This window comes from Aquimarina algicola (genome assembly GCF_006443095.1).
In the GTDB taxonomy this organism is placed as follows: Bacteria; Bacteroidota; Bacteroidia; order Flavobacteriales; family Flavobacteriaceae; genus Aquimarina; species Aquimarina algicola.
On the sequence record NZ_VFWZ01000002.1, the window covers coordinates 1035211 to 1061057 of the forward strand.

At 32.2% G+C, this 25847-nt stretch carries 22 protein-coding genes; 13 read left to right on the top strand and 9 right to left on the bottom strand.

All coding sequences use genetic code 11. The features are described from left to right. Positions 1-10: 10 nt before the first annotated feature. Both FHK87_RS08610 and FHK87_RS08615 read left to right on the top strand, forming a co-directional pair. Entirely contained in the window at positions 11-1624 is a 1614-nt protein-coding gene (locus FHK87_RS08610) for an Ig-like domain-containing protein (RefSeq protein ID WP_140592269.1), read from the top strand. Between the two features lie 143 nt (positions 1625-1767). Further along, positions 1768-3096, top strand: coding sequence for a short-chain dehydrogenase (locus tag FHK87_RS08615; protein ID WP_140592270.1), 1329 nt, complete (start codon positions 1768-1770; stop codon positions 3094-3096). Between the two features lie 14 nt (positions 3097-3110). Here FHK87_RS08615 and FHK87_RS08620 read toward each other — a convergent pair whose 3' ends face one another. Beyond that, positions 3111-3893 (bottom strand): nitrilase family protein, encoded by a 783-nt coding sequence (locus FHK87_RS08620; RefSeq protein ID WP_140592271.1) that lies wholly within the window; start codon positions 3891-3893, stop codon positions 3111-3113. A 48-nt stretch (positions 3894-3941) separates the two neighbouring features. Further along, positions 3942-4577 carry a MarR family transcriptional regulator gene (locus tag FHK87_RS08625; protein WP_140592272.1) on the bottom strand — a complete coding sequence of 212 codons (636 nt, stop codon included), beginning with the start codon at positions 4575-4577 and terminating at the stop codon, positions 3942-3944. A gap of 140 nt (positions 4578-4717) precedes the next feature. Here FHK87_RS08625 and FHK87_RS08630 point away from each other — a divergent pair, with 140 nt between their 5' ends. The 3 genes from FHK87_RS08630 (at position 4718) to FHK87_RS08640 (ending at position 11100) form a co-directional block, all read left to right on the top strand. Further along, positions 4718-7072, top strand: coding sequence for a TonB-dependent receptor (locus tag FHK87_RS08630; RefSeq protein WP_140592273.1), 2355 nt, complete (start codon positions 4718-4720; stop codon positions 7070-7072). A gap of 233 nt (positions 7073-7305) precedes the next feature. Then, positions 7306-10710 (top strand): isoleucine--tRNA ligase, encoded by a 3405-nt coding sequence (ileS, locus tag FHK87_RS08635; protein ID WP_140592274.1) that lies wholly within the window; start codon positions 7306-7308, stop codon positions 10708-10710. Between the two features lie 6 nt (positions 10711-10716). Further along, complete coding sequence (locus FHK87_RS08640) at positions 10717-11100, top strand: TraR/DksA family transcriptional regulator (RefSeq protein WP_140592275.1); 384 nt, start codon at positions 10717-10719, stop codon at positions 11098-11100. Positions 11101-11174: 74 nt separating this feature from the next. Here FHK87_RS08640 and FHK87_RS08645 read toward each other — a convergent pair whose 3' ends face one another. Next, a complete protein-coding gene (locus FHK87_RS08645) occupies positions 11175-11864 on the bottom strand; it encodes a Crp/Fnr family transcriptional regulator (RefSeq protein ID WP_140592276.1) in 690 nt (229 codons plus the stop codon). A 159-nt stretch (positions 11865-12023) separates the two neighbouring features. Next, positions 12024-12872, bottom strand: a complete 849-nt coding sequence (locus FHK87_RS08650) for a carbonic anhydrase (RefSeq protein WP_140592277.1) — start codon at positions 12870-12872, stop codon at positions 12024-12026. Positions 12873-13115: 243 nt separating this feature from the next. On the opposite strand from FHK87_RS08650, the gene FHK87_RS08655 reads away from it, so the two are divergent. From FHK87_RS08655 to FHK87_RS08680, 6 genes are all read left to right on the top strand, one after another. Next, a complete protein-coding gene (locus FHK87_RS08655; RefSeq protein WP_140592278.1) occupies positions 13116-13649 on the top strand; it encodes an RNA polymerase sigma factor in 534 nt (177 codons plus the stop codon). Between the two features lie 5 nt (positions 13650-13654). Further along, positions 13655-14446: a HEAT repeat domain-containing protein gene (locus FHK87_RS08660; protein WP_226294158.1), complete on the top strand. Its 792-nt coding sequence runs from the start codon at positions 13655-13657 to the stop codon at positions 14444-14446. A gap of 25 nt (positions 14447-14471) precedes the next feature. Next, positions 14472-15233 carry a DUF4097 family beta strand repeat-containing protein gene (locus tag FHK87_RS08665; RefSeq protein ID WP_140592279.1) on the top strand — a complete coding sequence of 254 codons (762 nt, stop codon included), beginning with the start codon at positions 14472-14474 and terminating at the stop codon, positions 15231-15233. A gap of 34 nt (positions 15234-15267) precedes the next feature. After that, complete coding sequence (locus FHK87_RS08670) at positions 15268-15981, top strand: DUF4097 family beta strand repeat-containing protein (protein ID WP_140592280.1); 714 nt, start codon at positions 15268-15270, stop codon at positions 15979-15981. Between the two features lie 47 nt (positions 15982-16028). Further along, on the top strand, positions 16029-17393 hold the full coding sequence (locus FHK87_RS08675) for a S41 family peptidase (RefSeq protein ID WP_140592281.1): 1365 nt from the start codon (positions 16029-16031) through the stop codon (positions 17391-17393). Positions 17394-17562: 169 nt separating this feature from the next. After that, positions 17563-18165: a lipoprotein signal peptidase gene (locus FHK87_RS08680; RefSeq protein WP_140592282.1), complete on the top strand. Its 603-nt coding sequence runs from the start codon at positions 17563-17565 to the stop codon at positions 18163-18165. A 19-nt stretch (positions 18166-18184) separates the two neighbouring features. On the opposite strand, the gene FHK87_RS08685 is transcribed toward FHK87_RS08680, so the two are convergent. The 5 genes from FHK87_RS08685 to FHK87_RS08705 all read right to left on the bottom strand — a co-directional run bounded on the left by FHK87_RS08685 (position 18185) and on the right by FHK87_RS08705 (position 21502). Beyond that, a complete protein-coding gene (locus FHK87_RS08685; protein ID WP_140592283.1) occupies positions 18185-18586 on the bottom strand; it encodes a response regulator in 402 nt (133 codons plus the stop codon). A gap of 66 nt (positions 18587-18652) precedes the next feature. Next, positions 18653-19222 carry a 5-formyltetrahydrofolate cyclo-ligase gene (locus FHK87_RS08690; protein WP_140592284.1) on the bottom strand — a complete coding sequence of 190 codons (570 nt, stop codon included), beginning with the start codon at positions 19220-19222 and terminating at the stop codon, positions 18653-18655. Next, complete coding sequence (locus FHK87_RS08695) at positions 19215-20195, bottom strand: succinylglutamate desuccinylase/aspartoacylase family protein (RefSeq protein ID WP_140592285.1); 981 nt, start codon at positions 20193-20195, stop codon at positions 19215-19217. Before FHK87_RS08695 ends, FHK87_RS08690 begins: the two co-directional genes overlap by 8 nt. A 6-nt stretch (positions 20196-20201) precedes the next feature. Further along, entirely contained in the window at positions 20202-21074 is an 873-nt protein-coding gene (gene rimK, locus FHK87_RS08700) for a 30S ribosomal protein S6--L-glutamate ligase (protein WP_140592286.1), read from the bottom strand. 2 nt (positions 21075-21076) lie between these two features. Then, the gene (locus tag FHK87_RS08705; protein ID WP_140592287.1) at positions 21077-21502 is read right to left on the bottom strand and encodes an ATP-dependent zinc protease family protein; all 426 of its coding nucleotides are present in this window, start codon (positions 21500-21502) and stop codon (positions 21077-21079) included. A gap of 149 nt (positions 21503-21651) precedes the next feature. On the opposite strand from FHK87_RS08705, the gene uvrC reads away from it, so the two are divergent. Together uvrC and FHK87_RS08715 are read left to right on the top strand one after the other, a co-directional pair. Further along, positions 21652-23457 (top strand): excinuclease ABC subunit UvrC, encoded by a 1806-nt coding sequence (uvrC, locus tag FHK87_RS08710; protein WP_140592288.1) that lies wholly within the window; start codon positions 21652-21654, stop codon positions 23455-23457. Then, positions 23454-25736, top strand: coding sequence for a patatin-like phospholipase family protein (locus tag FHK87_RS08715; protein WP_226294159.1), 2283 nt, complete (start codon positions 23454-23456; stop codon positions 25734-25736). The genes uvrC and FHK87_RS08715 overlap by 4 nt, the downstream gene beginning before the upstream one ends. Positions 25737-25847 lie beyond the last annotated feature (111 nt).

Consider the following 25847-nt stretch of genomic DNA (forward strand, 5'->3'; position numbering starts at 1 on the left):
TTATGTAGATATGAACAGAAGGTCAAATTTGGCATTGCTTGCCTTGATATTAATCCTTATTGTATTAGGCTGTGCAAAAAAAGGTTCGATCACAGGTGGTCCCAAGGATGAAACTCCCCCTGTTTTTATAAAAGCGCTACCTCCTAATCTATCTACCAATTTTGACAAAAAAGAAATTAGAATCTATTTTGATGAATATATAAAGTTAAAAGATCCTCAAAAACAGATTATCATCTCACCACCGATGGATCCCAAACCTAATATTACGCCTCTGGGTGTAGCAAGTAAATATGTTAAAATTGAATTTACTGACACATTGCTAGAAAACACAACCTACAGCATTAACTTTGGAGAGAGCATCGTAGATAATAATGAAGAAAATCCTTATCCATTTTTTCGTTATGTTTTTACTACTGGTGATTTCTTAGATTCCTTAAAAATCAAAGGTACTATTGCAGATGCTATACAAAAAGAACCCGATTCTTATATTACAGTCGCTCTATATGAAGTTGATGAAAATTATTCTGACTCTATTGTATACAAAGATGTTCCTCGATACATAACAAATACATTAGACACGATATCCTTTGATATGTATAACATCAAAGAAGGTGAATATAAGCTTGTTGCTCTCAAAGATGCCTCCAGTAATTATATTTATAATCCAAAACAAGATAAAATTGGTTTTCTAGAAGAAACCATCTCGTTACCAAAAGATACTGCAAAAGTTTTCAACATTAAACTATTTAAGGAAATATTGGATTTTAAAGCCTTAAAACCAAAGCAAGTGTCTAAAAATGAAATTATATTTCCGTATGAAGGAGAAGCTGATAGTATGAAAATTAAAATGCTAAGCCAAGTTCCTGACGATTTTAAAACCACAATTTTTCCTGATAAAGAAACAGACACCTTACATTATCTGTTTAAACCTTTTTTTGAAACCGACTCTTTGGTTTTTGAAATCACAAACAAAAAAAACTATCGAGATACGTTAATTGCAAGAATCAAGGACCAATACCAAGATTCACTAGTTGTGACTTCATCAATACAATCTACTCTGAATCCTGAAGAAAATTTTAGCTTTTCTGCGCTCACTGTTATCGATAGTATCAACAAAAGTTTAATTTCTTTAACCGACAAAGACACTCTAGATGTTCCTTTTTCTATAAAAACGAATCGCATCAAAAACGAAACTGAACTTGAATTTGAAAAAACAGAAAGTAATTCATATTCGCTTCAATTTCTTCCGGAAGCGCTTAAGGATTTTATCGGAAATACTAATGATACTATACAATTCTCCTTCAGAACAACAAAATTAACGGATTATGGTACTATTTTTTTAACCTTAGAAAATGTAGAAGAATATCCAGTCATCGTTCAAATCACCAATGAGAAAGAAGAAGTGATCACTGAAAAAATATCAAAACAACAAGAAACGTTAGTTTTTAAAAACCTTAATGCTGCAAAGTATTACATTAGAGTAGTCTTTGATAGTAATGATAATGGTAAATGGGATACAGGTAATTTTTTAAAAGGAATACAACCTGAAAACATAAAATACCTTACCGAACCAATAGACGTAAGAGCCAATTGGGAGATCAAGCAAACCTTTATTTTAGAGTAAGAGAATTATATCAGTCCTTCTAAAAAATATAATAGCAAAATCAATTATTGTAGATTGCTATGTAAATTCTGTAAATAATTAAGTATTATTACTCATTAATACTATTTGATTTAACTTCGGTTATTTTTTATATTTTTTTGTTTATGAAGCATTTATACTTATTATTATCAATTCTACTCTTTATCAGCTGTTCTGATGAAAAAACAGATGAAGCCTTATTACAAAAAGACAAAGAAGAACTGATCAAACAACTAGACTCAGATAAAGTATTAGTATATAAATTCGGAAAAATAAGCATTCGATCTTCTGCATTGCAAGAAGATATACCTCCTGAATTTGAAGAATTTAAAACCAAATTTGATAACATCTCTAGCAAATTGGCGGCCTATGATACGAAAAACAATGAGGAACTTTCTATTATAGACTATATTTCAATGTATCGGGATTATAGAACTGTGAAAGGATTTGTAGAAGAAACTGACGAGGATATATTTCCTACCCTCACAGAAGCTTTGTATAAAATACGTAAAGACACTACAATCAAAGCCCCTGTGTTAAATCATGAAGACAAAATTATAACCCAAAATATAGAACACGCCCTTTTGAGTGTTGTCGTACTAGCCAGTAGAGATCTTGGAAAAGAAATTTCTTTATATGAAAGCTCCAAAACTCACCCTGAATTACTACCGGATGGTGAAATCAAAGCCTTAATGCAATTTTTTAGAGGATTCCTATTCTTTGAAAAAAAATTATACTATTTGTCTGAAGACGAAATCTCTAGAAATATAGAATGGTTAAATAATAATCCGGATGTCGATTTACCTCTCTTGAAAATTATTTTTCAATGGGGCAACTTAGACAGTCAAAAAGCACATACCGGTTTGCATGCACTTAATCATCTCTTTAGAGGATTCGACAGACTAATGATGGAGCGTGAAATTGATGAAGAAAGAGCATTGTTGGATTTTGAAGAATTCTTAAAAGATGCAGAAAAAATAGGTCTAGATAATGAAATCACATGGTCTGTAGAAACCTATTTATATCTAAAACAAGAAAATAATGAAAAAGCAATTACCTCTTTGCAAAAATTAAAAACCAGTACACTACTCTCTGCCCGAGAAAAAGAAACTATCGATCAATCGATTGAATATCTCAACAACAGAGAGCCTGACAAAGTACTTAACGGGATATACGATAAGTATTTCTTAAGTAAAATTGCCACAAAATATATCATTGATATACTATCAAAAGTAGATTGGAAACAATTAATGAAATCACAAGATATCCCATATACCGACGAGATTTTCAAAATTATTGATACTTTCAATAATTTTATAGAAAACATAGACAAATACTCAAGCATGGAGAACTTGGAGAATGCTACAGACGAGATTAAAGATCAAAGCTCTAAGCTATGGGATAGAGCAAAAGGTTTACTGAAAGAAAAAGATACAATTACCACAGAAGAATGAGATTAACTTAGATTTTATATAAGTTCAAAATTATCTCTATCTTCAAGAAAAGGTAACTTAGTTCTTATCTTTTTGATATGATCTTTATCCAAAGTAGCATAAATAGTAGTTTCTATTTCCAGAGGATGTTGCTTAGTTAGAGCATTACCCAGTACATCATATATTGCAGAATGCCCATTATACTCATATCCTTTACCATCTAACCCTATTCGATTTACACCAATACAATACGACATGTTTTCTATAGCTCTAGCTTGTAATAATACATCCCATGCATTAATTCTAGGTTTTGGCCAACTTGCTACATAAAGTAAAACGTCGTAATTAGTAGTATTTCTCGCCCAAACAGGAAATCGAAGGTCATAACAAATTTGCGGCTTAATTTTCCAACCTTTATAGTCTATAATCAATTCTTTCTGCCCGGATTCAAAAACTTCTTGTTCTTTTGCCAAAGTAAACAATTGGTGTTTATCATAGTATGTATACGATCCATCAGGAAACATAAAAACTAAACGATTATAATATTTACCAGACGCTTCGATAACCAAACTGCCTGTGATGGCAACATCTTTTGACATTGACATTTCTTTTAGCCATTGTATCGTTGCTCCACTCATTGGTTCTGCAACCTCTGCTGCATTCATCGTAAATCCGGTACTAAACATTTCTGGTAAAATAACAAGATCTACTTTTTGAGAAAGTGAGTCTATCTTTTCTGTAAAAATCGACCGATTTTGTGCAGGATTTTCCCAAACAAGGTCAGATTGAATAAGTGCAATATCTAAAATAGATTTCATAAGATTAAAAATACTAAATCTGGCAAACCACAACAAATGATATTGATGTTATGACAAGTACCTTTCTATGATTACATTTAAGTCTTTTTCTTCTTCAAGATAAATTGGCAAGTGAAAATCGTCTAATTTTTTTAGTAACCTTAGCAGTGTAATTTGTTCACTACTTGTAAGACAGCCGCTTACAGTTTTTGCTGCCTTTCCCACTTCAGAATATGATTTGATTATATTTTCTTCTCCTTTCTTTGTTAATCGTAATAATTTACTTCTTTTATCATCCGGATTAGGAAATTGCTCTATAATTCCATTTTTAAGTAATCGCTTAATAACTTCCATACCAGAAGATTTATCATATACCATTTTTCTGATTAAATCTGTTTTGCCGATTGAACCTGACCTATGCAGTATTGCCGTAAAAGCAAAATCCATATCAGTAGTAAATGGTAAATCATTTAAGGCAGACTTTATATACGTATTAGAATATCTATTCATTCTTCCTATATGTGCTGCTATTTCAGCATCGATACTATGACCGGTTACTTCATATTTTTCTTCAGAAACAGTATCGTCTACATGTTTAGAAAGCCAATAAGTGAATGATTTTAAGTGAATTTCTTCATCTTTTTTGTTATTCACAAAGTCTCCAACCAGTTCAATTAACTGCTTTATCAATCCATAAATCTTCATTAAAAATATTTTTTAACACTAAATTATAATTATTTACTATTATATAATACTTTATTGTTTAATATTTACAATGTAAAAGTTAAACAAAATATGTTTGCAATATTATCTATAACATAGATAAATAAAATACTCTAATAGCTATGAGAATCAAAAATACAGTTTTAGCACTATCTATACTATTCGTTTGTCATACAAATGCTCAGGTATTTGGAGAAATTTTTGGAAATGTCACAGATCAAAAAGGACAACCTATATTAGGAGCTTCGGTTTTTCTAGAAGGCACAGAAAAAGGAGCTCAAACAGACTTTGATGGTAATTATAGAATAGAAAATATCACTCCAGGATCTTACAATTTAATCGTGAGTTATGTTGGTTTTGAAACACAAACCAAGTTTAATCTAATTGTACGATCCAAAGGAACGCTGCCAAGCAACTTTACCCTTGCAGCGTCAACAGAGTCTTTGGATGAAGTAGTTATTAGTAATGCCAACAAAATCAGCCGTCCCAGAGAAACTCCCTTATCTACTCAAACATTATCTGCTGTAGAGATTGCTACCTATCCGGGGAGCAATAATGATGTTGTACAAGTTGCACAGACTTTGCCGGGAGTTTCTCCATCGATAGGAGGTTTTAGAAATGATTTAATCATTCGTGGAGGTGCTCCAAATGAGACTGTGTATTATCTAGACGGAATGGAGGTACCAAACATTAATCATTTTAGCACACAAGGTAGCGCAGGTGGCCCTGTAGGATTAATCAATGTATCATTTATAAACGATGTTACCCTTTCTACTTCTGCTTTTGGGGCACAATACGACAATCCACTTTCGGGAGTCTTACAATTTAGTCAACGTAATGGAAACAATAGAGATATAAGTGGTAATTTTCGAGTAAGCGCAAGTGAAGCTGCACTTACATTAGAAGGACCTCTTTTTAAAGGTAAAAACGAAGAAGCAAAAACTACTTTTCTTGTATCAGGAAGACGAAGTTATCTGCAATTTCTATTTGAAGTTATAGGACTTCCTTTCAGACCTAATTATTGGGATTATCAATATAAAATCAATCATAAAATTGACACATACAATGATCTTAGTTTTATTGGTATCGGTTCTATAGACGATTTTTCTGTAGAAGCACCAGACGACTTTGATGCTGAACAACAAGCTCAATTAGAGCAAGCCCCTTTTATAGAACAACGTACTAATGCCATTGGTTTATCCTGGAAAAGGCGTTTCAAAGATGGATCCGGATTTATGGAAACTACGGTAAGCAACAATTTTTTGAAAAATGAATTTACACGATTTGAAGACCCCGAAAATGAAACAGGCGTGATCTTTAGTAATGATGCTACCGAATCTGAAACGAAGTTGAGATATCAATTGACTAAATTTTTTGGAGATTGGAAATTCACGACAGGTTTCAACACACAATACTCTGATTACAGTAATGAGACTGTAAACCTAACTGATAACAATATTTTTGATACAGAAATTGATTTTTTTAAGTATGGTCTATTTGCAAATCTAACCCGTACATTTTTTAATGATAAATTAGATGTATCTTTTGGTTTTAGAGCAGATGACGATACCTTTACCGAAGAAGATAATATCTTATCTACTTTTTCTCCTCGACTTTCTCTCTCTTATGAGTTTAAAGAAAACTGGAGGCTCAACGGGTCTGTAGGCAGGTATTATAAGTTACCTCCATATACAATTCTTGGGTTTAGAGATAATAATAATATTCTTGTAAATAAAGATGTAGAGTATACCATGAGTGATCATTATGTTTTGGGTATACAACACTATTTCAGTCCTTCAGCAAGTATCTCGCTAGAAGGGTTTTACAAACGTTATGACGACTATCCCGTATCTATACTAGACGAAGTTTCACTTGCTAATAAAGGTGCTGATTTTGAAGTTTTAGGAAGTGAAGATGTTGCTACAGTAGGACGAGGACGAAGCTATGGTGCAGAACTTCAATTTCAACAAAAACTCTCTAATAATTTCTACGGAATCTTTGCGTACACATGGTTTTTTAGTGAGTTTACAGGTTTTGATAGAAATGTTTATTTGCCCTCTGTTTGGGATAGCAGACATCTTATCTCATTTACCGGAGGTTATAAATTAAAACAAAATTGGGAAGTAAGTGCTAGATATCGTTTTGCAGGAAACACACCTTTTGTTCCAACAGATCAGGAAGCTACTTTAGCAAATTACCCCGAAGTTATTTTGGATTATGATCGTTTAGGACAGGAAGAGCTTGATATATTTAGCCAATTAGACATTAGAATTGACAAAAAATGGAATTTCAAAAATGTCTCTCTAGATGTCTTTGTAGAAGTTCAAAACGTATTAGGACAAGAAACCCCACAACCTACACAATTTGGTCTTAATAGAGACATCAATGGCAATATCACACAACCAAGAAGTTTAACTGCAATAGAAACCGATACAGGGCAATTAATCCCCAGTATAGGAGTAGTCATTGACTTCTAAATTCAGAAAAAGGTATACACAAGAACAAAAAAATTTCTGTATGTTGTATTATTCTTATTTAGTGAATAAAATTATGCATCATTAATGCGTTTTTAATTCTTTTTTATAAAAAATAAGATGACTTTGTTAAAAATCTTGATCTATATGGATTTATTTCTAATCGCACTTTAATTTCATCTGACTTTTTTCAATAAAATCCTTATTTTCGCAAACCTAATAGAAAGAACGATCAAATGAGCACTAAGTTTCCTGAATATAAAGGACTTGACTTACCAAAAACAGCTGAAGAAATCCTAGATTTTTGGCAGCAGAACGATATTTTTGAGAAAAGTATAAACGAACGTGAAGGGGCAGAACCATATGTCTTTTTTGAAGGACCTCCTTCTGCAAATGGACTGCCAGGAATTCACCACGTTATGGCACGCGCTATCAAAGATATTTTTTGTCGTTACAAAACTCAAAAAGGTTTTCAGGTAAACCGTAAGGCAGGATGGGATACTCATGGGTTACCCGTAGAACTTGGTGTTGAAAAAGAATTAGGAATTACCAAAGAAGATATCGGTAAAAAGATAACGATAGAAGAGTATAATGAGGCTTGTAAAAAAGCCGTTATGCGATATACAGATATCTGGAATGATCTTACTCAAAAAATAGGATACTGGGTAGATATGGATGAGCCATATATCACATACAAGTCAAAATATATGGAGAGCGTATGGTGGTTACTTGCTCAGATTTATAAAAAAGGACTTCTGTATAAAGGGTATACCATTCAACCGTATTCGCCAAAAGCTGGTACTGGATTGAGTTCACACGAATTGAATCAGCCCGGAACATATCAAGATGTAACAGATACTACTGTTGTCGCTCAGTTTAAAACCCAAAAAGAAACACTACCTTCTTTTTTAAAAAATATAGAAGGAGACATTTACTTTTTGGCATGGACGACCACTCCTTGGACACTTCCTTCTAATACGGCGCTCACCGTTGGGCCTAAAATTGATTATGTTGTAGTCAAAACATTCAATCAATATACTTTTGAACCTATCAAAGTAATTTTAGCCAAAAATCTAGTCGGAAAACAATTCTCAGGTAAATTCGTTCAGGCAGAAAATGAAACGCAAGTTGATGCGTATCAACAAGGAGATAAAAAAATTCCATATTTCATCCTTCAGGAATGTAAAGGAGTTGATCTTGTAGAAATTAGATACGAACAACTTATTGATTATGTGCAGCCTTATCATAATCCTGAGAATGCATTTAGAGTTATTGCCGGTGATTTTGTAACTACAGAAGACGGTACAGGTATTGTGCATACCTCACCAACCTTTGGTGCAGACGATGCATTTGTAGCAAAGCAAGCAAAACCAGAAGTACCTGCACTATTAGTCAAAGATGAAAACGACAATCTTGTGCCAACTGTTGATTTGCAAGGACGTTTTATCAAACAACTGGGAGATCTTGGTGGTAAATATGTAAAGAACGAATATTATGATGAGGGTAAAGCTCCTGAAAAATCAGTAGATGTAGAAATAGCAATCAAACTCAAGACAGAAAACAGGGCTTTCAAAGTCGAAAAGTATGTACATAGCTACCCGAATTGCTGGCGTACTGACAAGCCTGTTTTATATTATCCATTAGATTCTTGGTTTATAAAGGTTACAGATTTTAAAGATCGAATGCATGAATTAAATCTTGGAATCAATTGGAAACCAAAAGCCACAGGAGAAGGACGCTTTGGTAATTGGCTAGCCAATGCCAATGATTGGAATTTATCTCGTTCACGTTTTTGGGGGATCCCATTACCAATATGGAGAACCGAAGACGGAAAAGAAGAAATGATCATTGGTTCTATAGAAGAACTAAAAGCCGAAATGTCTAAGGCTGTAACAGCAGGAGTTCTCGAAGCTGATCTATTTGAAGACTTTGTTGTAGGTGATATGAGCGACGACAATTATGAAAAAGTAGATTTACATAAAAATGTAGTTGATAAAATCACACTAGTATCTCCTTCGGGAAAACCAATGAAGAGAGAAAGTGATTTGATAGATGTATGGTTTGACTCCGGATCTATGCCCTACGCACAATGGCATTATCCTTTTGAAAACAAAGAAAAAGTAGAACAAGGAGAACGCAAAGCAGATTTTATTGCAGAAGGTGTCGATCAAACAAGAGGATGGTTCTATACACTACATGCTATAGGTACTATGATTTTTGATGATGTTGCATACAAAAATGTAGTATCAAATGGGTTGGTTTTAGATAAAAATGGGCAAAAAATGTCCAAAAGATTGGGCAATGCTGTAGATCCTTTTGAAACCTTGCAAAAATACGGACCAGATGCCACTCGATGGTATATGATCAGCAATGCAAATCCATGGGACAATTTAAAGTTTGATATTGAAGGTATTGAAGAAGTACGACGTAAGTTTTTTGGTACGCTATACAATACCTATTCATTCTTTAGTTTATATGCCAATATCGATAATTTTACCTATTCTGAAGCAGAGATCCCAATCGATGAAAGACCAGAAATCGACAGATGGATTCTTAGTGAACTACATACATTGATCAAAAACGTAGATGAATATTATAACGATTATGAGCCAACAAAAGCGACTCGGGCAATATCTGACTTTGTACAAGAAAATCTGAGTAACTGGTTTGTACGATTAAGTAGAAGAAGATACTGGAAAGGAGATTATCAAAAAGATAAAATATCAGCATATCAAACTCTTTATACTTGTATGTTGACTGTTGCAAAATTAGGTGCTCCTGTTGCTCCGTTTTTTATGGATCGCCTTTATAAGGATCTTATTGCCGGAACAGGCAAAGAAACCTTCGAAAGTGTTCATTTGGCAAGTTTTCCAAAATATGATGATTCTTACATAGACCCATCACTAGAACGCAAAATGCAAAAAGCTCAGACGATTACTTCGTTAGCATTATCACTTCGTCAAAAAGAAAAAATCAAAGTACGTCAACCGTTACAACGTATTATGATACCCATCTTGAACGAAACTGATAAAAATGAGATCAATGAAATTGCAAATCACATTAAAAATGAGGTTAATGTGAAAGAAATTGAGCTTATTGATGATGCTTCAGGTATTTTGGTAAAGCAAATTAAGCCTAATTTTAAAGCCCTTGGCCCTCGTTTCGGAAAAGATATGAAGCTGATTGCCAATGAAATACAGAATTTCGATCAAGAAAAAATAAAAATTCTTGAACAAACAGGGCAATTTGATATAGAAATTAATGATAAAATTATTACATTAGAATCAAGCGATGTAGAGATTAGCTCTCAAGATATAGAGGGTTGGTTAGTTGCCAATTCTGGTTCTTTGACAGTAGCATTAGATGTAACTATAAGTCCCGAGCTCAAAAAAGAAGGTATTGCTCGAGAACTTATTAATCGCATACAAAATATCCGTAAGGATAGCGGTTTTGAAGTGACAGATAAGATAGAAATTGTTTTTCAGGAAAATGAAACTATTCAAGCAGCTGTTGCTAATAATGAGCATTATATTAAAAATGAGACCCTAACAGAAACCATTGAATTTACGTCAGATATAATAAATGGAACAGAAATTGCGTTTGACGACATTGCGACTCAATTGATAATTAAAAAACATTAAAAACGTATGGCAGAAGATATCAAAGTAAGATACAGCGACAATGACCTGGCAAAGTTCAAGGAAATTATCGTTGAGAAAATGGAAAAAGCACAAAACGATTTGGAATTGTTAAGAAGTGCCTATAAAAATGATGGAAATAACGGTACAGATGATACCTCTCCAACATTTAAGGCATTTGAAGAAGGAAGTGAAACTATGTCTAAAGAAGCAAATACGCAACTTGCTATTAGACAAGAAAAGTTTGTACGTGATCTTAAAAATGCGTTATTACGTATAGAGAATAAAACTTATGGAATTTGTCGTGTAACCGGAAAATTAATCAATCCTGAACGATTAAAGTTGGTACCTCATGCAACCCTAAGTATAGAAGCAAAAAATATGCAGAGCTAAATAATATTGCTATAATTTGTAAAAGTTAAAAAGGGAGTGCATAAAATGTACTCCTTTTTTGATTTAACCCATCTTTATACCATATTAGAGATTTCTACTAATTTTTTGGGTTTTAATACGAAAATAGAATTTTCTTCGATTTTAATAATTTTTTCCTCTTTAAAATCATGAAGAACTCTAACTAAGGATTCTACAGAAGTACCTACTATATTACTATGATCTTTTCTAGAAATTTTGAAACCTCTATCGGTTGCATTAAAAAAATCCTTCAATTTAATAATTGATATTGCACATCGTTCTCGAACACTATGTTGTGCTAATATTTTTGAATTATTAATAAATACTCCAAATTCGTGAGCTAAACTTTTTGAAAATCTATTTAAAATACTTTGATCTAAGCTTAGAATAATGTAAAAAATTTCTTTGGGAACCAGATTTATCTCACAATCAGAAAGACAAGCAGAGGAGCAACAATGTGGCTCTTTAGAAAGAAGAGAATGATGCCCGAGGATTTCATTATCTTTGGCCAAATAAAAAATATGTTCTTTACCTGCGAGTCCTGTAGTATATTTTTTAACCTTTCCTGACTTTATAATATATAATCCTACAGGAACTGTTCCTTCATGAAATAGAATTTGCCCTTTTTTTAATTTTAAAGTTATTGAATTTTCATTGATGAGCTGTATGGCATCCTTAGGAAGATTTTCTAAAATAGATTCATTGATAAACGAATATCTTTTGTGGGGGAACAAGATATTTATCATTATTATTAGTTTTTATAACCAGCTATCAACCTTTATAAATTAACTAATTTTTATCAAAAAAAGTATTTTAAGCAATAAAGATATATAAATCACAAAAGACCATTCGAATAATATTATTCGGATGATCTTCTTATAAACTATTAACGATATTATTATTTCTTAATCATCTTGACTACGAATTACTCTACCGTTCAATTCTTGAACAGGTCTATAATTCTTATGCATTATATCTTTTAGTTTTCTTATTTGAGAGACAGATGCTGTTATAGGTTCTTTAAGAACATACCAAGTTACAATCTCAGAACACCCAGGAGTAGTCAAAGAACCCGGATATGTATAAAAATCTAAATCTTCTGGAAGTAAGTCTTCAATATGAAATCGAGATCTATCTGTATAGTGTGTTCCTTCAAATTCTGGAAAATTATTAAAATATTTCTTTAGAATCTTATTAGCATCTCCTTCTTCAAAAAAAACACCTACCACAGCTAGTAAACCTGTATTAGGATCTCTATGTACCAGATGTGCTTCCATAGGATATCGATATCCATTTATTGTATGTTCACTTTCTGTATGAAAATGAAATTGCAATAAGTCATATTCAATATTATTCAGATCTGCAGAACTACCTGACGTATAATTAAATTGTACTGTATGACCGTTATTATAAATATCAACTTTACTCGTACTATAGTTTATATTAATATTATTAATATAATCATCTTCAACAACTTTATTAGTAACAATATTAATCGGAGATTGAGAATTTCCTGAACAATCCATCCATGCTTCTCCACAAAGATTGGCCCAATTTTCAGGCCCTTCTCCTCCTTCATATTCAAAATTACATTCGGAGCTAGATTTGCGTCCTGCATATCTATTGCTTAGTTCCATTTCACTATTTCTAATAGCGTTATTTACAGGATCTTCAACATGTACTTCATCCCTGCTACAAGAGATTAGAAGAGCCAATAATGCAACTAAAGAAATTCTTAAAAAATTACTTTTCATGAGTTTGTGAGTTTATGATTTATGTGGCAAAACTATTTTTTTGATCGCATTTTAAACTCATTATTTATCAATTGAAAAAATGATTTTTATCAAATATTTATTTGACTTTTAGTGTGGCTCGATAATAAAAAAGTAATTTTAATGTAGCGATTTTTCATTAAGACAAAGTTTTTTTATGTTCTCATGTAACCTTTTTAAAAAACACAGGTATTACAAATAAGAACTAACCAAAAGAGTAACATCTTGAAACAATTAAGCGACGAAGAATTAATGATTCTGGTATCTAATGGAAACTTAGATATGATGAGTATCTTATTTGAACGATATCATATTCGGTTATTCAATTTTTTACTAAAAATGACAAGAGATAGAGATGCAAGTCAGGATCTTACTCAAGAAGTTTTTTATAAAGCGATAAAATACCGACGTTCTTATAAAAGAGGAAAGTTCTCATCATGGATATTTACCATTGCCAGAAATTGTTTTTCTGATCATTACCAAAGTAAAAAAATGGCAATGCAACGATTAGACGACATTGATTATAAATTGAAAGAAAAAGAACAAAATGAAGTCGAGAAGCGAGAAGATAAACAACAGCTCAACAGAGCACTCGATAAACTCAACACAAAAGATAAAGAACTCATTATTATGCACCGATATCAAGGAATAAAATATCAAGAAATTGCAGAGATTATGGGATCAACGGAAGGTGCTATAAAAACAAAAGTACATCGTGCTGTTCATAAACTAAAACAACATTATTTACAAAATATATAATGACTATGAAATGTAGCCATATACAAGATCAACTTATTGATTATATAGACAAGAATCTGGATGAGAGTACATTTTTAGAAATAAAAAGACATCTCGAAAGCTGTGATCAATGTACTCATGCTTTACAAGAACTACAAACTGTTTTTGAAGCGATAAACAATGAACCTACAGAAGTACCTGATAATAGTCTAAGAGAAGGATTTGAAAAAATGCTAGAAGAAGAAAAGCAAAAAATCAATACTCCTAAAACGATCTCACTACATCAAAATAGGAAAAATTACTGGAAAAAACCATTGCAAATAGCAGCAGCCATAGCTCTTTTGGTTTCTGGTTACTTTTTAGGAAAAAATCAAAATACTGAGGCTTTCACTCAAGAAATAGCGGTTTTAGAAGATGAAAAACTCAAAATGAAAGAGACAATGACAATTTCTCTTATACAAAATGAATCTGCAAGCAAACGTTTACAAGCCGTAAGCTATGCAGAAGAGTTTACAAAACCTGGAAATGAAATCCTAAACGCATTAATAAATAAAATGCATTATGACGATCATATCAATGTCAGGTTAGCTGCCGCAGAAGCCTTAGTAAAATTTGCTGATAAAGAGATTGTACGCAAAGCTTTTATAAATGCTTTGAATACAGAACAAGACCCTAGTTTACAAATAGAATTAATTCAAATATTAGTTTCCATTCAGGAAAAACGCGCAATTCCTTCAATGGAAAAATTACTTCAAGAAGAAGAAGTCCCTGATTATGTAAAAGATCAAGTAAAGATTGGTCTACCAAGTTTAATTTAAAATTTCAATCAAAAAGCAAACAATCATGAATAGAATCACAATAACAATTATAGTTTTCATTATAGCAACTCTCAATGGAATCTCACAAGACTATACACATAACTTGCAAGGAGTTAAAAAAGTAAAAATCAGCTCTGCTACAGACATAAATATTAGGACTCATACCAAAAAGGAACTTTTGATTAAAAGTGAAGAAAACGGGCAAATTCCGGAAAAAGCAAAAGGCCTTAAAGCTATTTTTCCTGGAGGAGATGATAATACCGGATATGGGATCAATGTCATTAAAGAAGGAGAGATTCTAATACTTAAGAATTTAAAAAACATGCATAGTGAGGAAATGGATATATACCTTCCTAAAGACATCAATATAACAGTAGAAAATCCTTCAATTGGTGATCTTAATATCAATGGTTTTACATCAGAAATAGAGGTTAAATCCAATGTTGGAGAAATTAAAATTCATAATGTTACCGGACCTATAGTTGCAAAAAGTTCTGCAGGTGATATCGAAGTTATCTTTGATAAAATCAATCAAAGCTCTCCAATATCATTAATCACATCATCCGGCGATGTAGACGTTAGTCTTCCATCGAGTACACCTGCAAATCTAAGCCTTAAAGCATCTATGGGTGAGATCTATACTGATTTTGACTTAAAAATACCCTCAGGAAAAGATAATATGCAAGTTGTAGGAGGCAGTCGATCTATAGATACAAAAATCAATAGTGGCGGTGTAAATATCTCTCTTAGGTGCTCTGTTGGTAATATTTATCTTAGAAAAAAATAATAAACATCATTCAATCATCAAAAAACGAACAATCATGAAAAATATATTCACACTATCAATATTTTGTCTATTTGTACTATCGACATATGCACAAAAAGTAATCGAAAAAAATATTAAAACTTCTAGTAAAGAGGTGTCAATAGAATTCAAATTTGCAGAAGATATTATTGTAAGAACCTGGGATAAAAAAGATGTATATCTAAAATCGCAGGTTAGTGTCAAAGATGGAGAGTTTGATAACTATTTTAACTTAAAAATAGATAACAACACCTCTATTTTAAATATAAAATCTGATTATGGTGATCTATTTGATAAATGGAAAAAAGAAAGAAGATCGAACAAGAACAATAGTTGGGATTCTTGCAATAACCTAAATATTGATGCATACCATACCTTGTATTTGCCTAAAAACACTAAATTAAAAATAAAAAGTATTTCTGGTAATGTGCAATCTGAAAATTATCAAGGACAATTAACCGTTGATATTATCAGTGGAAATATAGATATCAAAAAGTACAACGGAGATCTTAAATTAAAAACCATAAGCGGAGATATCGATATCAATATTGCAAAATCTACACTAAAAGCTGAGACCTTGTCAGGAACTATTTATTCTGAAAAGGATATGCAGTTTGACCATAGCAAAAATCGAATCTCAGGAAATACAGTATCAGGTACTTTTGGAGACCCTAATCATCAATTGTCTTTAGGAACAATAAGTGGAAACATTTATCTCAGAAAACAGTAATTCACAGAGAGGTTTAAAGAAAAAGTTTAAGGTATTGAATCTAAAATATGAGACTGTTTTTAATCGTCATTTTCGTTACCAATATAATGTTGGGGCAAATGCCAAATAACATTACAAACGTCGATAAAATATATGGCTTGTCTAAATTTTGGCAAGAAGTAAACTATAACTTTGTATTTCTGGACAAAATAGACAAACAACAATGGGAGGAGAACTACAAAAAAGCAATTATAGAAGTTCAACAAACTAAAGACGACTATGAATATTATAGAGTTCTTCAAAAGTTTTGTGCTTTATTAAAAGACGGTCACACCAATGTATATTTCCCAGAAGAAATCCAAAAAAATGTTTTCACTACTTATTTTGGAGAATATCGTATCGTTTTGACAAATTTTGGTGGAAAAGCTATTGTAACCAGAGTTAACTTAAGTAAAAAAGAAGAAATCCCAATTGGTTCTGAAATTATAAAAGTCAATGGATTAGCTACTCAGGATTACATTGATACATTTGTAAAACCATATATTGCTTCTTCTACTGACTACATTGTCGAGGATAGATCTGTAAGCACATTACTTAAATCACCAATAGGTACTACTTTTAATATCACCTTGCAACTCCCAAATGGAACAACAAAAGAGTTAACCCTGACACATTCAGAAACAAAAGAAAAAGAAATCTATCCACCAATACAAAAAAGAGCATTAATCACATCAAAATGGTTAAAAAACAACATATTGTATTTAGCCTTAAACTCTTTTCAAGATGATAAAATCAACAATTTGTTTGAAGAAAAGTTACCTGAAGTGTATAAGGCTAAAGGGCTAATTATAGATATAAGGCAAAATGGAGGCGGAAGTACAAAAATAGGTCTGGATATTTTAAAATATCTTACCAAAGATTCTATCTTATATGGTTCCAAAAGTTTTACAAGATCACATATTCCAACTTTTAAAGCTTGGGGGAAATGGACAAAAGCAGAGGATACAACAGGCAATAGTATTGCCAAAAGAAATTTTTTGGCTTACAAAGATCAATATTACTATGAGTTCCCGTATCAACCTGATACAATTAAACTTAAAAAGAAAAGAATTGCGATCCCTACAGCAATATTAACAAGCCACAAAACCGCTTCAGCCGCAGAAGATTTTTTAATTTATGCCGATCAACAAAAACACATCACCAAGATAGGAGAAACTACCTTTGGAAGCACAGGACAACCTTTTATATTTAATTTACCCGGAGGAGGAAAAGCAAGAGTATGTACCAAAAAAGATACCTATCCAGATGGTAGAGAATTTATAGGATACGGGATCAAACCCGATATCGAAGTCAAAACATCTTTAGAGCAGTACATAAACAATGAAGATCCAGTGGTAGAAAAAGCGCTCGAAGTTTTGATAAAAGGCAAATAACTTTGAAAATAAGAAATGTAGAAATGAGCCCTGTTTTTAAAAAGACATGACTCATTTTATGTATATAAAATACTTTCTATTGGTATGCAAAATGAATAACTGTTTATAAAACAAAATAAAACACTATTTTTGTTCGACATTTTAACATCTGTGGCAAACCTATAGCTATATGTCCTTAAAGAAATCTATTTTAGTTATCATTTTAGTTCTACTAATTGATCAGATTACAAAAGTCTATATAAAAACTCATTTTACACTACACGAAGAAATAAGAGTATTAAGCTGGTTTCGTATCATATTTGTCGAAAACAAAGGAATGGCTTGGGGTGTTGAGTTGCCCGGAAATTATGGTAAACTCATCCTTACACTATTTAGAATCATAGCTATTACTGGTATTGGATATTGGCTTTATGACTCTGTTCGCAAAAATAGCCCTGCGATTCTTACTTTTTGTATTGCTTTAATTTTTTCGGGTGCTTTTGGAAACATTATTGATTCTATCTTCTACGGGATGCTCTTTAGCGAAAGCACACCTATAGAAGTTGCTAGTTTTTTACCTGAAGGAGGCGGATATGAAACTGTTTTCTATGGTAAAGTGGTTGATATGATACAATTAACATTTTATAACGATATTCTACCAGAATGGATCCCTATTTGGGGAGGACAACCTTTTTCGTTTTTTGATCCCGTATTTAATGTTGCTGATTCTGCTATAAGTGTTGGTGTATTTTTATTAATCGTATTCAATAAAAAAGCATTCCCAAAAAAGTAGGTTCTTTATATCCTATCTATCACACAAGTATTTTCTCAAAATCATTGAGATTAATCGGTTTAGTAAGATAATCTGAAACGATATCTATAGCTTTGGCTCTATTTATATCCCTAGTATCTATTGAAGAGCTTACCACGTATAAATTGATATTTTTATAGCTATTGTTTTTGATTTTAGAAAACTCATCCAAAAACTCCCAACCATCCATAACAGGCATATTCAAATCCAATAAAATGACTTGAGGCACCTTTTCGTTCTTGCTGTTTTCCTTAGAATCCACAAAAAAATCTAGCGCTTCTTTTCCATTTTTAAAAACCAAAATGGGTCTTGATAGTTTTTTGAATTCAATAATCTTCTTTACAAGATTAATATAGATATTGTCATCATCTATGATGCAAATACTTTGTGCATTTTGGGACATTTCTGGGGATAAAAAAATTAAGCATCGAATATAGCATAAAGTAGCATAGTACACAAGAATTGTTAATTAAAACTTAAAACTATATATTTCTGATGGTGTTATGCAAAAATCAAGACGAACATCTGTTGGCAATACTTTGTTTATTTTCTCTTCGGGATCAAAAAATGACACTCCTATTTTTATAGTATTTTCTGAACACTTACTAAGAAATTTATCATAAAAACCCTTACCATACCCAACTCTATTACCCTCTTGATCAAAAGCTAATAACGGAACAAAAACAACTTCAATTATACTATCGGGAATAGGAATTCCTTCTTTTGGTTCTGGAATCCCCCAGGAATTTATCTCTAGAACTGTTGTATCTGTAAGTAAAAAGTGAGCTAATGTATGATCATCAAAATTACTTTTTGATATAATTACATTTTTATCTTTACCTTGTAATATATGTAAAATATACTCTGTATTAACTTCTTTTTGTTTTACAATAGGCAGAAAAATATGATAATATGATTTTTTCCAGATGGGTAATTGCAGTAATTGATTTGCAATATCCATACTCAATTGTTCAATCGTATCGTCTGTTAATTGTGATCTAAGTTTTTTGTATTTGTTTCTTAATTCTTCTTTAGTCATCTTCTAATGCTCTTGTGATTCTAAAAATAGCATCTCCTTTGTATACAATTGGTGCCTCATTAACATTAATTACGTATCCTTCATCGCTTGCTTTGACAACGTGCCTCATCTTACCATAGGGATCAGTAATTGTTGCCAAAATCTCTCCCTTTTCTACATGTTTTCCCACAGGTATTTTTATGTGTAACAATCCGCTATATTTTGCACGTATCCAGGCACTTTTTTTTATGATCAAACTATTAGATTCTCGAACAGGTAATTCAAACTTAGTGCTTAGCATTTCTAAGTGATGTAGTATTCGCATCGTTCCTTCTACGCCTTCTATGGCTATTTCTTTACTACTATTTTGAGATTTCCCTCCTTCAAACAACAAAATATCAACTTCTTTTTTGGCGCAGGTAGCTCTGTAAGAACCTTCTAGGTTTTTAGACAACAAAATGAATGGAGCATTAAAAATTTTTGCTAATGTTATCAACTTTTCATTGTTGGGAGCAACTCTTATATGAGGAGCATTGAATCTACTTGCTCCTCCGGTATGAAAATCTAAGCAGAAATCTACCGCAGGCAATATTTCATTCACAAATTGATACGCAAAACGACTTGCTAAAGATCCATTTTTGGTCCCGGGAAAAACCCTGTTAAGATCTCTCCCATCAGGAAAAAATCGATTCATACTTAAAAACCCAAAGACATTAAGGACCGGTATGCAGATGATACTGCCTTTTGCCGGTTTATTAATTTTTTTAGCTATAATTTGTCTTACAACCTCAACACCATTAATTTCATCTCCATGAATTCCTGCAGTAATTAGTACTGTAGGTCCCGGTTTTTTAGAACGCTCTATAATAATTGGTATTTCGACTTTGGTAGAAGTATATAATTTGGCGATATTAAAATTAATAGTAGTGCTTGTACCCGGCAATACTTCTTTACCTAGAATATTTAATATATTATTTTCGATTTTTTTATTCATATAAGTTTATAAACTTCTTTCGATGTAACGAATAATCGTTTTTGCAATGTCTTTTCCGGTTGCTTTTTCTATACCTTCTAATCCCGGCGAAGAATTTACTTCAAGAATAAGCGGGCCTCTGTTACTTTGTAGTAAATCTACACCTGCCACTCCCATTTTCAATGCTTTTGCAGCATATATTGCAGCTTGTTCTTCTTCTCTACTTAGTTTTATAACAGTTGCTGTACCTCCTCTATGAAGATTTGATCTAAATTCTCCTGCTTTGCCCTGTCTTTTCATCGCTCCAACAACCTCTCCATCTACAACAAGGACTCTTATATCTGCTCCTTTGGCTTCACTAATAAATTCTTGTACAATAACTCGTGCTTGTAATCCATTAAACGCATCAAGCACAGATTCTGCTGCTGTTTTTGTTTCTGCCAGTACTACCCCAAGTCCTTGTGTACCTTCTAGTAATTTTATGATAAGAGGCGCTCCTCCTACATGAGAAATCACTTCAGATACATTTTTAGAATAATTAGTAAATACTGTTTTTGGCAATCCCAAACCCGCTTTAGATAATATCTGAAGACTTCTTAACTTATCTCTGGATTGTAGTAAGGCTTGTGATTTTAATGTCGTAAACACATTCATCATCTCAAATTGTCTCACAACCGCTGTACCATAAAAAGTTGTTGAAGATCCTATTCTGGGGATAACAGCGTCTACATGATCGAGTTTTTTACCTCTATAATAAATTTCGGGTTTTTGTTTCTCGATCACAATATCACAGTTAAGCGGGTCTATAACCTGTACATTATGTTTTCTTTTTACTGCAGCTTGAACGAGTGCATTTGTAGAATATAAATTTGCACTACGCGACAAAATCTTAATATTCATTATTATTTTTGATTATAAGACTGATTTTCTAATTGAGGATCTACCATGAATTTACCATTCAAAAATTTGCGCCCAATAAGTAACGGAAATCGCATGTCATCTCTAGGAGATAGATTAAGGGTAATAGGATACGTTTTATCAAACAGTGTAATTTGTGTTTTTACTGCATAACGCACTTCTACTCTTCCATTACTACTTTTTACTGCCGAAATATCATAATTATTGAATGTAAATATTTTCCCATTATATTCTGGATGAGTAGCATCTAGAAAACTGCATTGTAAGGTTTGATCAACTTCTTTAATATCTATGCAATGAATTGAAGATGTATAAGCCCCTGTATCGATTTTGGCATCGATCTCTATTAATTCTAATAAAGGAAAATCTACTTTATCAGTCCTACCTATTATTCTTTTTGCTTTTTCCAAAAAAGTATATTAAATAATACGACTACTAAAGTAATAAAAAACAACATGTATTGTATGGTATAATCTTTTTTAATATAGTCGATTTAACAAAATTTAAATCTTTAAAATCAATACAATAAAGGTAAACTATTAACTTTACCACTAATATTATGCAAGAAGCAACTTTAGACATACAATTAAAAACACTACCTGCTAGTCCCGGAGTATACCAATATTATGATAAAGATGGTAAATTATTATATGTAGGTAAGGCCAAAAATCTGAAAAAAAGGGTAACCTCTTATTTTACCAAAAATCATGATAGCTATAGAATTAGTGTTTTGGTAAAAAAGATAAAAACCATTCGCCATATTGTTGTAGAAACCGAAACAGATGCGCTACTGTTAGAAAATAATCTAATAAAAAAACATCAACCTCGGTTTAACGTAATGCTAAAGGATGACAAAACCTATCCTTGGATTTGTATTAAAAAAGAACGCTTTCCCAGAATTTTTCTTACCAGAAACCTCATTAAAGACGGGTCTGAGTATTTTGGACCCTATACATCTGTAAAAACTGTCTACGCATTACTGGACCTTATCAAAGGGCTTTATTCATTAAGAACCTGCAAATATGATCTGTCCAAAGAAAAAATTGAAAGTGGTAAATACAAAGTTTGTCTTGAATATCACTTAGGCAATTGCAAAGGACCGTGTGAAGATCTGCAAGAAGAACAAGAGTATAACGAAAACATAGAAGCGATACGACAAATTGTAAAAGGAAACTTTAAAGATTCGTTGACTCGATTTAAAAAACAAATGGTAGAACATGCCGAAAAAATGGAATTTGAAGATGCCCAAAGGATTAAAGAAAAAATACAGGTTTTAGAAAAATATCAGGCAAAATCTACTGTGGTTAATCCCAAAATAAGTAATGTTGATGTTTTTTCTATCATATCAGACGAAACACATGGGTATGTCAATTTTTTACAGCTATCTCATGGTTCGATTATTCGATCTCACACCACAGAAATCAAAAAAAAATTAGACGAATCAGATCAAGAACTTTTAGAATTAGCAATTATAGATTTACGGCAACGCTTTGGTTCAAAATCCAAAGAAATATTTGTTCCTTTCAAAGTAGAAGTAGGTGAAGAAATTAAAATTACAGTCCCTCAACTAGGAGATAAGAAAAAAATTGTAGACTTATCTGTACGTAATGCAAAATACTACCGCCAAGAACGTTTCAAACAAATTAAAATCATTGATCCCGACAGGCATGTTAAGAGATTGATGGCTCAAATGAAAAAAGATCTTAGATTACCTGAAGAACCAAGGCATATAGAATGTTTTGATAATTCTAACATTCAAGGAACTAATCCTGTTGCAGCATGTGTTGTTTTTAAGGATGGTAAACCCAATAAAAAAGAATATCGCAAGTTTAATATAAAGACTGTTGAAGGTCCTAATGATTTTGCATCAATGGAAGAAGTAGTTTACAGGCGTTACAAACGTTTGCTCAATGAGGGACAACCACTACCGCAATTGGTTATTGTTGATGGTGGTAAAGGGCAACTCTCTTCTGGATTAAAAGCTTTGGATGCACTAGAAATAAGAGGAAAAGTAACAATTATTGGTATTGCCAAGAGATTAGAAGAGATTTATTATCCCGGTGATTCGATACCGTTATATTTAGATAAAAAATCTGAAACTTTAAAAGTTATACAACATTTGCGTAATGAGGCGCACCGATTTGGTATTACCTTTCATAGGCAAAAAAGAAGCAAAGCCGCTCTGGATACAGAACTAGATCTTATTCCTGGGATAGGAGAAAAAACAGTAGTAGAGTTGCTACAACATTTTAGGTCAGTAAAAAGGGTAAAAGAAGCTACAAAAGAACAACTTATAGAAATAATAGGCGAGTCAAGGGCTAACAAAATATTTAATTATTATCTTTCTAAAAAAGAAAAATTGTGATAAAAAGGGGAAAATCAAATTTCTTGTTCGTTTGGTTATTTATTACAGTACTATTTTTTACTAATTACACAAAAGCACAAGAAAACGATATTCTTGAGCCAATGGATAGTACTGACACCAAAGATGTAAAAATTGGTCTGGTACTTAGTGGTGGTGGTGCCAAAGGTCTTGCTCATATCGGTGCATTAAAAGTAATTGAAAAAGCAGGAATTCGCATTGATTATATCGGAGGAACTAGTATGGGTGCTATTGTGGGTGGATTATATGCCTCTGGATATACCGCAAATCAACTTGACTCTATTTTTAGAAGAGTTGATTTTGATGCCCTTATCCAAGATGAATTACCAAGACAAGCCAAAACTTTTTATGAGAGAGAAGATTCTGAAAAATATGCTATCACTCTACCTTTTGATAAATTTAAAGTAGGGTTGCCCAAAGGATTGTCTAAAGGGCAGAATTTTTACAACCAGTTTTCAAAATACACTGCGCATGTAAATCATATAAAGGATTTTGACAATTTACCCATCCCTTTTTTCTGTATGGCGACAAATATAGAATCCGGGCAGCAAGTATTATTAGACAAAGGTTATCTCCCAGAAGCAGTAGCAGCCAGTAGTGCACTCCCTTCTATTTTTACACCAATTGAATTAAATGGGGTTTTAATGACAGACGGTGGAGTAACCAATAATTTCCCTGTAAAAGAAATCAAAGAAAAAGGAGCTGAAATTGTAATCGGTATAGACGTGCAAGATAGCTTAATGACAAGAAAAGATTTGAATTCTCTTACCAATATCATGCTTCAGATTAGCAATTTTAGAACCATAAAGGCGATGAAGAGCAAAATACCTGATACAGATATTTATATAAGTCCTTCGATCATGGATTTTTCTGTAATATCTTTTGATCAGGCAGACCAAATTATTACAAATGGAGAAAAAGCAGCATTAGAACAATACAGTGAATTAGAAAAACTTGCTGCATTGCAAACAAGAAAAAAAGAACCATATTATGTCGATAAAAGATCAGAAAATTTACTCATCAACAGCTTAGCCATTTCTGGTCATAAAAGATACACCAGAGCTTATATCAGAGGAAAACTAAAACTAAAAACTCCAAGAGTCACAACATATAAAAAATTAAACGAGGGGATCAACAACTTGTCTGCGACAGGAAATTTTGATCGTGTTAATTATAAATTAATCGATAAAAAAGAAGGTAAAGAACTATTTGTGAATGTAAAAGAAAGTGAAAACAAAATGCTCTTACGTTTTGCATTACATTACGATGATTTATACCAAACCGCAGCATTAGTTAATCTTACTCGCAAAAGTTTATTCTTTAATAATGACGTCTTATCAGCAGATATTGCATTGGGAGATAATATCAGGTACAATATAGATTATTATATCGATAAGGGTTTCTACTGGAGTACAGGGTTAAAAATGAGTTATACTAATTTTAATAAAGCTATTGATTTTGATTTTATCGGTCAATTTGGTGAACTCCCAAACCTTGATATCAATACAATAGATGTAGAATATACGGATATAACTGCTCAAGCATATGCAGAAACATTATTGAACCAAACTTTTTCTATTGGATTGGGGGCAGAATATAAAAGGCTTAGGATTAGTTCAGAAACCTTCGGAGAAGATGAAGATGAAATTCCTAGAACAGTTTTTGAAAATAGCGACTATTGGAGTGCTTTTGGATATATAAAGCTAGATAACTATGATCATAAATATTTTCCCAAGAGCGGTTTCTTATTTCAGGGAGATATACATTCTTATCTTTTTTCTTCTGATTTTACAGATAACTTCAGTGAATTTTCGATTGCAAAAGCAAAATTTGGATATGCTTCTTCACTTTATAAAGAATTAGTAATGAATATTACTCTAGAAGCAGGAACCAAAATAGGGAACTCTTCTATTAATTCTCTAGATTTCTTATTAGGAGGTTTTGGAGCAAGAACGATCAATAATTTCACCCCATTTTACGGATATGATTTTCTTGGACTCAGTGCACCTAGTTTTGCAAAAGCTCTGGTAACTTTTGAATATGAAATCTTTAAGAACAATTATCTTAATGCTTCTGCAAATTATGCTAATATTGGTAATAAGCTTTTTAGCACAGGAAGATGGTTTGAAGCTCCAGAATATTCTGGATATGCATTAGGATATGGGTTAGATACATTTGCAGGCCCAATACAGGTAAAATATTCTTACTCTCCAGAACTTGAAGAAAGTCAATGGTTCTTTAGTGTAGGTTTTTGGTTTTAAGATAATATCATAAAAAAGAATAGAAATATTTACGATATTTGTAGAACTATGAGTCTTTTTTGGCAAGATTTATTGTTATTGCTACATTACCTTATTAAACGAAATCCAGAA

Coding starts and splice junctions, on each gene's coding strand:
- FHK87_RS08665 (WP_140592279.1), top strand. CDS start 14,472: ATGAATAGAATCACAATAACAATTATAGTTTTCATTATAGCAACTCTC.
- FHK87_RS08685 (WP_140592283.1), bottom strand. CDS start 18,586: ATGTCCCAAAATGCACAAAGTATTTGCATCATAGATGATGACAATATC.
- rimK (WP_140592286.1), bottom strand. CDS start 21,074: ATGAATATTAAGATTTTGTCGCGTAGTGCAAATTTATATTCTACAAAT.
- FHK87_RS08660 (WP_226294158.1), top strand. CDS start 13,655: ATGAAATGTAGCCATATACAAGATCAACTTATTGATTATATAGACAAG.
- FHK87_RS08690 (WP_140592284.1), bottom strand. CDS start 19,222: ATGACTAAAGAAGAATTAAGAAACAAATACAAAAAACTTAGATCACAA.
- FHK87_RS08615 (WP_140592270.1), top strand. CDS start 1,768: ATGAAGCATTTATACTTATTATTATCAATTCTACTCTTTATCAGCTGT.
- FHK87_RS08695 (WP_140592285.1), bottom strand. CDS start 20,195: ATGAATAAAAAAATCGAAAATAATATATTAAATATTCTAGGTAAAGAA.
- FHK87_RS08645 (WP_140592276.1), bottom strand. CDS start 11,864: ATGATAAATATCTTGTTCCCCCACAAAAGATATTCGTTTATCAATGAA.
- FHK87_RS08640 (WP_140592275.1), top strand. CDS start 10,717: ATGGCAGAAGATATCAAAGTAAGATACAGCGACAATGACCTGGCAAAG.
- FHK87_RS08670 (WP_140592280.1), top strand. CDS start 15,268: ATGAAAAATATATTCACACTATCAATATTTTGTCTATTTGTACTATCG.
- FHK87_RS08675 (WP_140592281.1), top strand. CDS start 16,029: ATGAGACTGTTTTTAATCGTCATTTTCGTTACCAATATAATGTTGGGG.
- FHK87_RS08610 (WP_140592269.1), top strand. CDS start 11: ATGAACAGAAGGTCAAATTTGGCATTGCTTGCCTTGATATTAATCCTT.
- FHK87_RS08625 (WP_140592272.1), bottom strand. CDS start 4,577: ATGAAGATTTATGGATTGATAAAGCAGTTAATTGAACTGGTTGGAGAC.
- uvrC (WP_140592288.1), top strand. CDS start 21,652: ATGCAAGAAGCAACTTTAGACATACAATTAAAAACACTACCTGCTAGT.
- FHK87_RS08650 (WP_140592277.1), bottom strand. CDS start 12,872: ATGAAAAGTAATTTTTTAAGAATTTCTTTAGTTGCATTATTGGCTCTT.
- FHK87_RS08630 (WP_140592273.1), top strand. CDS start 4,718: ATGAGAATCAAAAATACAGTTTTAGCACTATCTATACTATTCGTTTGT.
- ileS (WP_140592274.1), top strand. CDS start 7,306: ATGAGCACTAAGTTTCCTGAATATAAAGGACTTGACTTACCAAAAACA.
- FHK87_RS08680 (WP_140592282.1), top strand. CDS start 17,563: ATGTCCTTAAAGAAATCTATTTTAGTTATCATTTTAGTTCTACTAATT.
- FHK87_RS08620 (WP_140592271.1), bottom strand. CDS start 3,893: ATGAAATCTATTTTAGATATTGCACTTATTCAATCTGACCTTGTTTGG.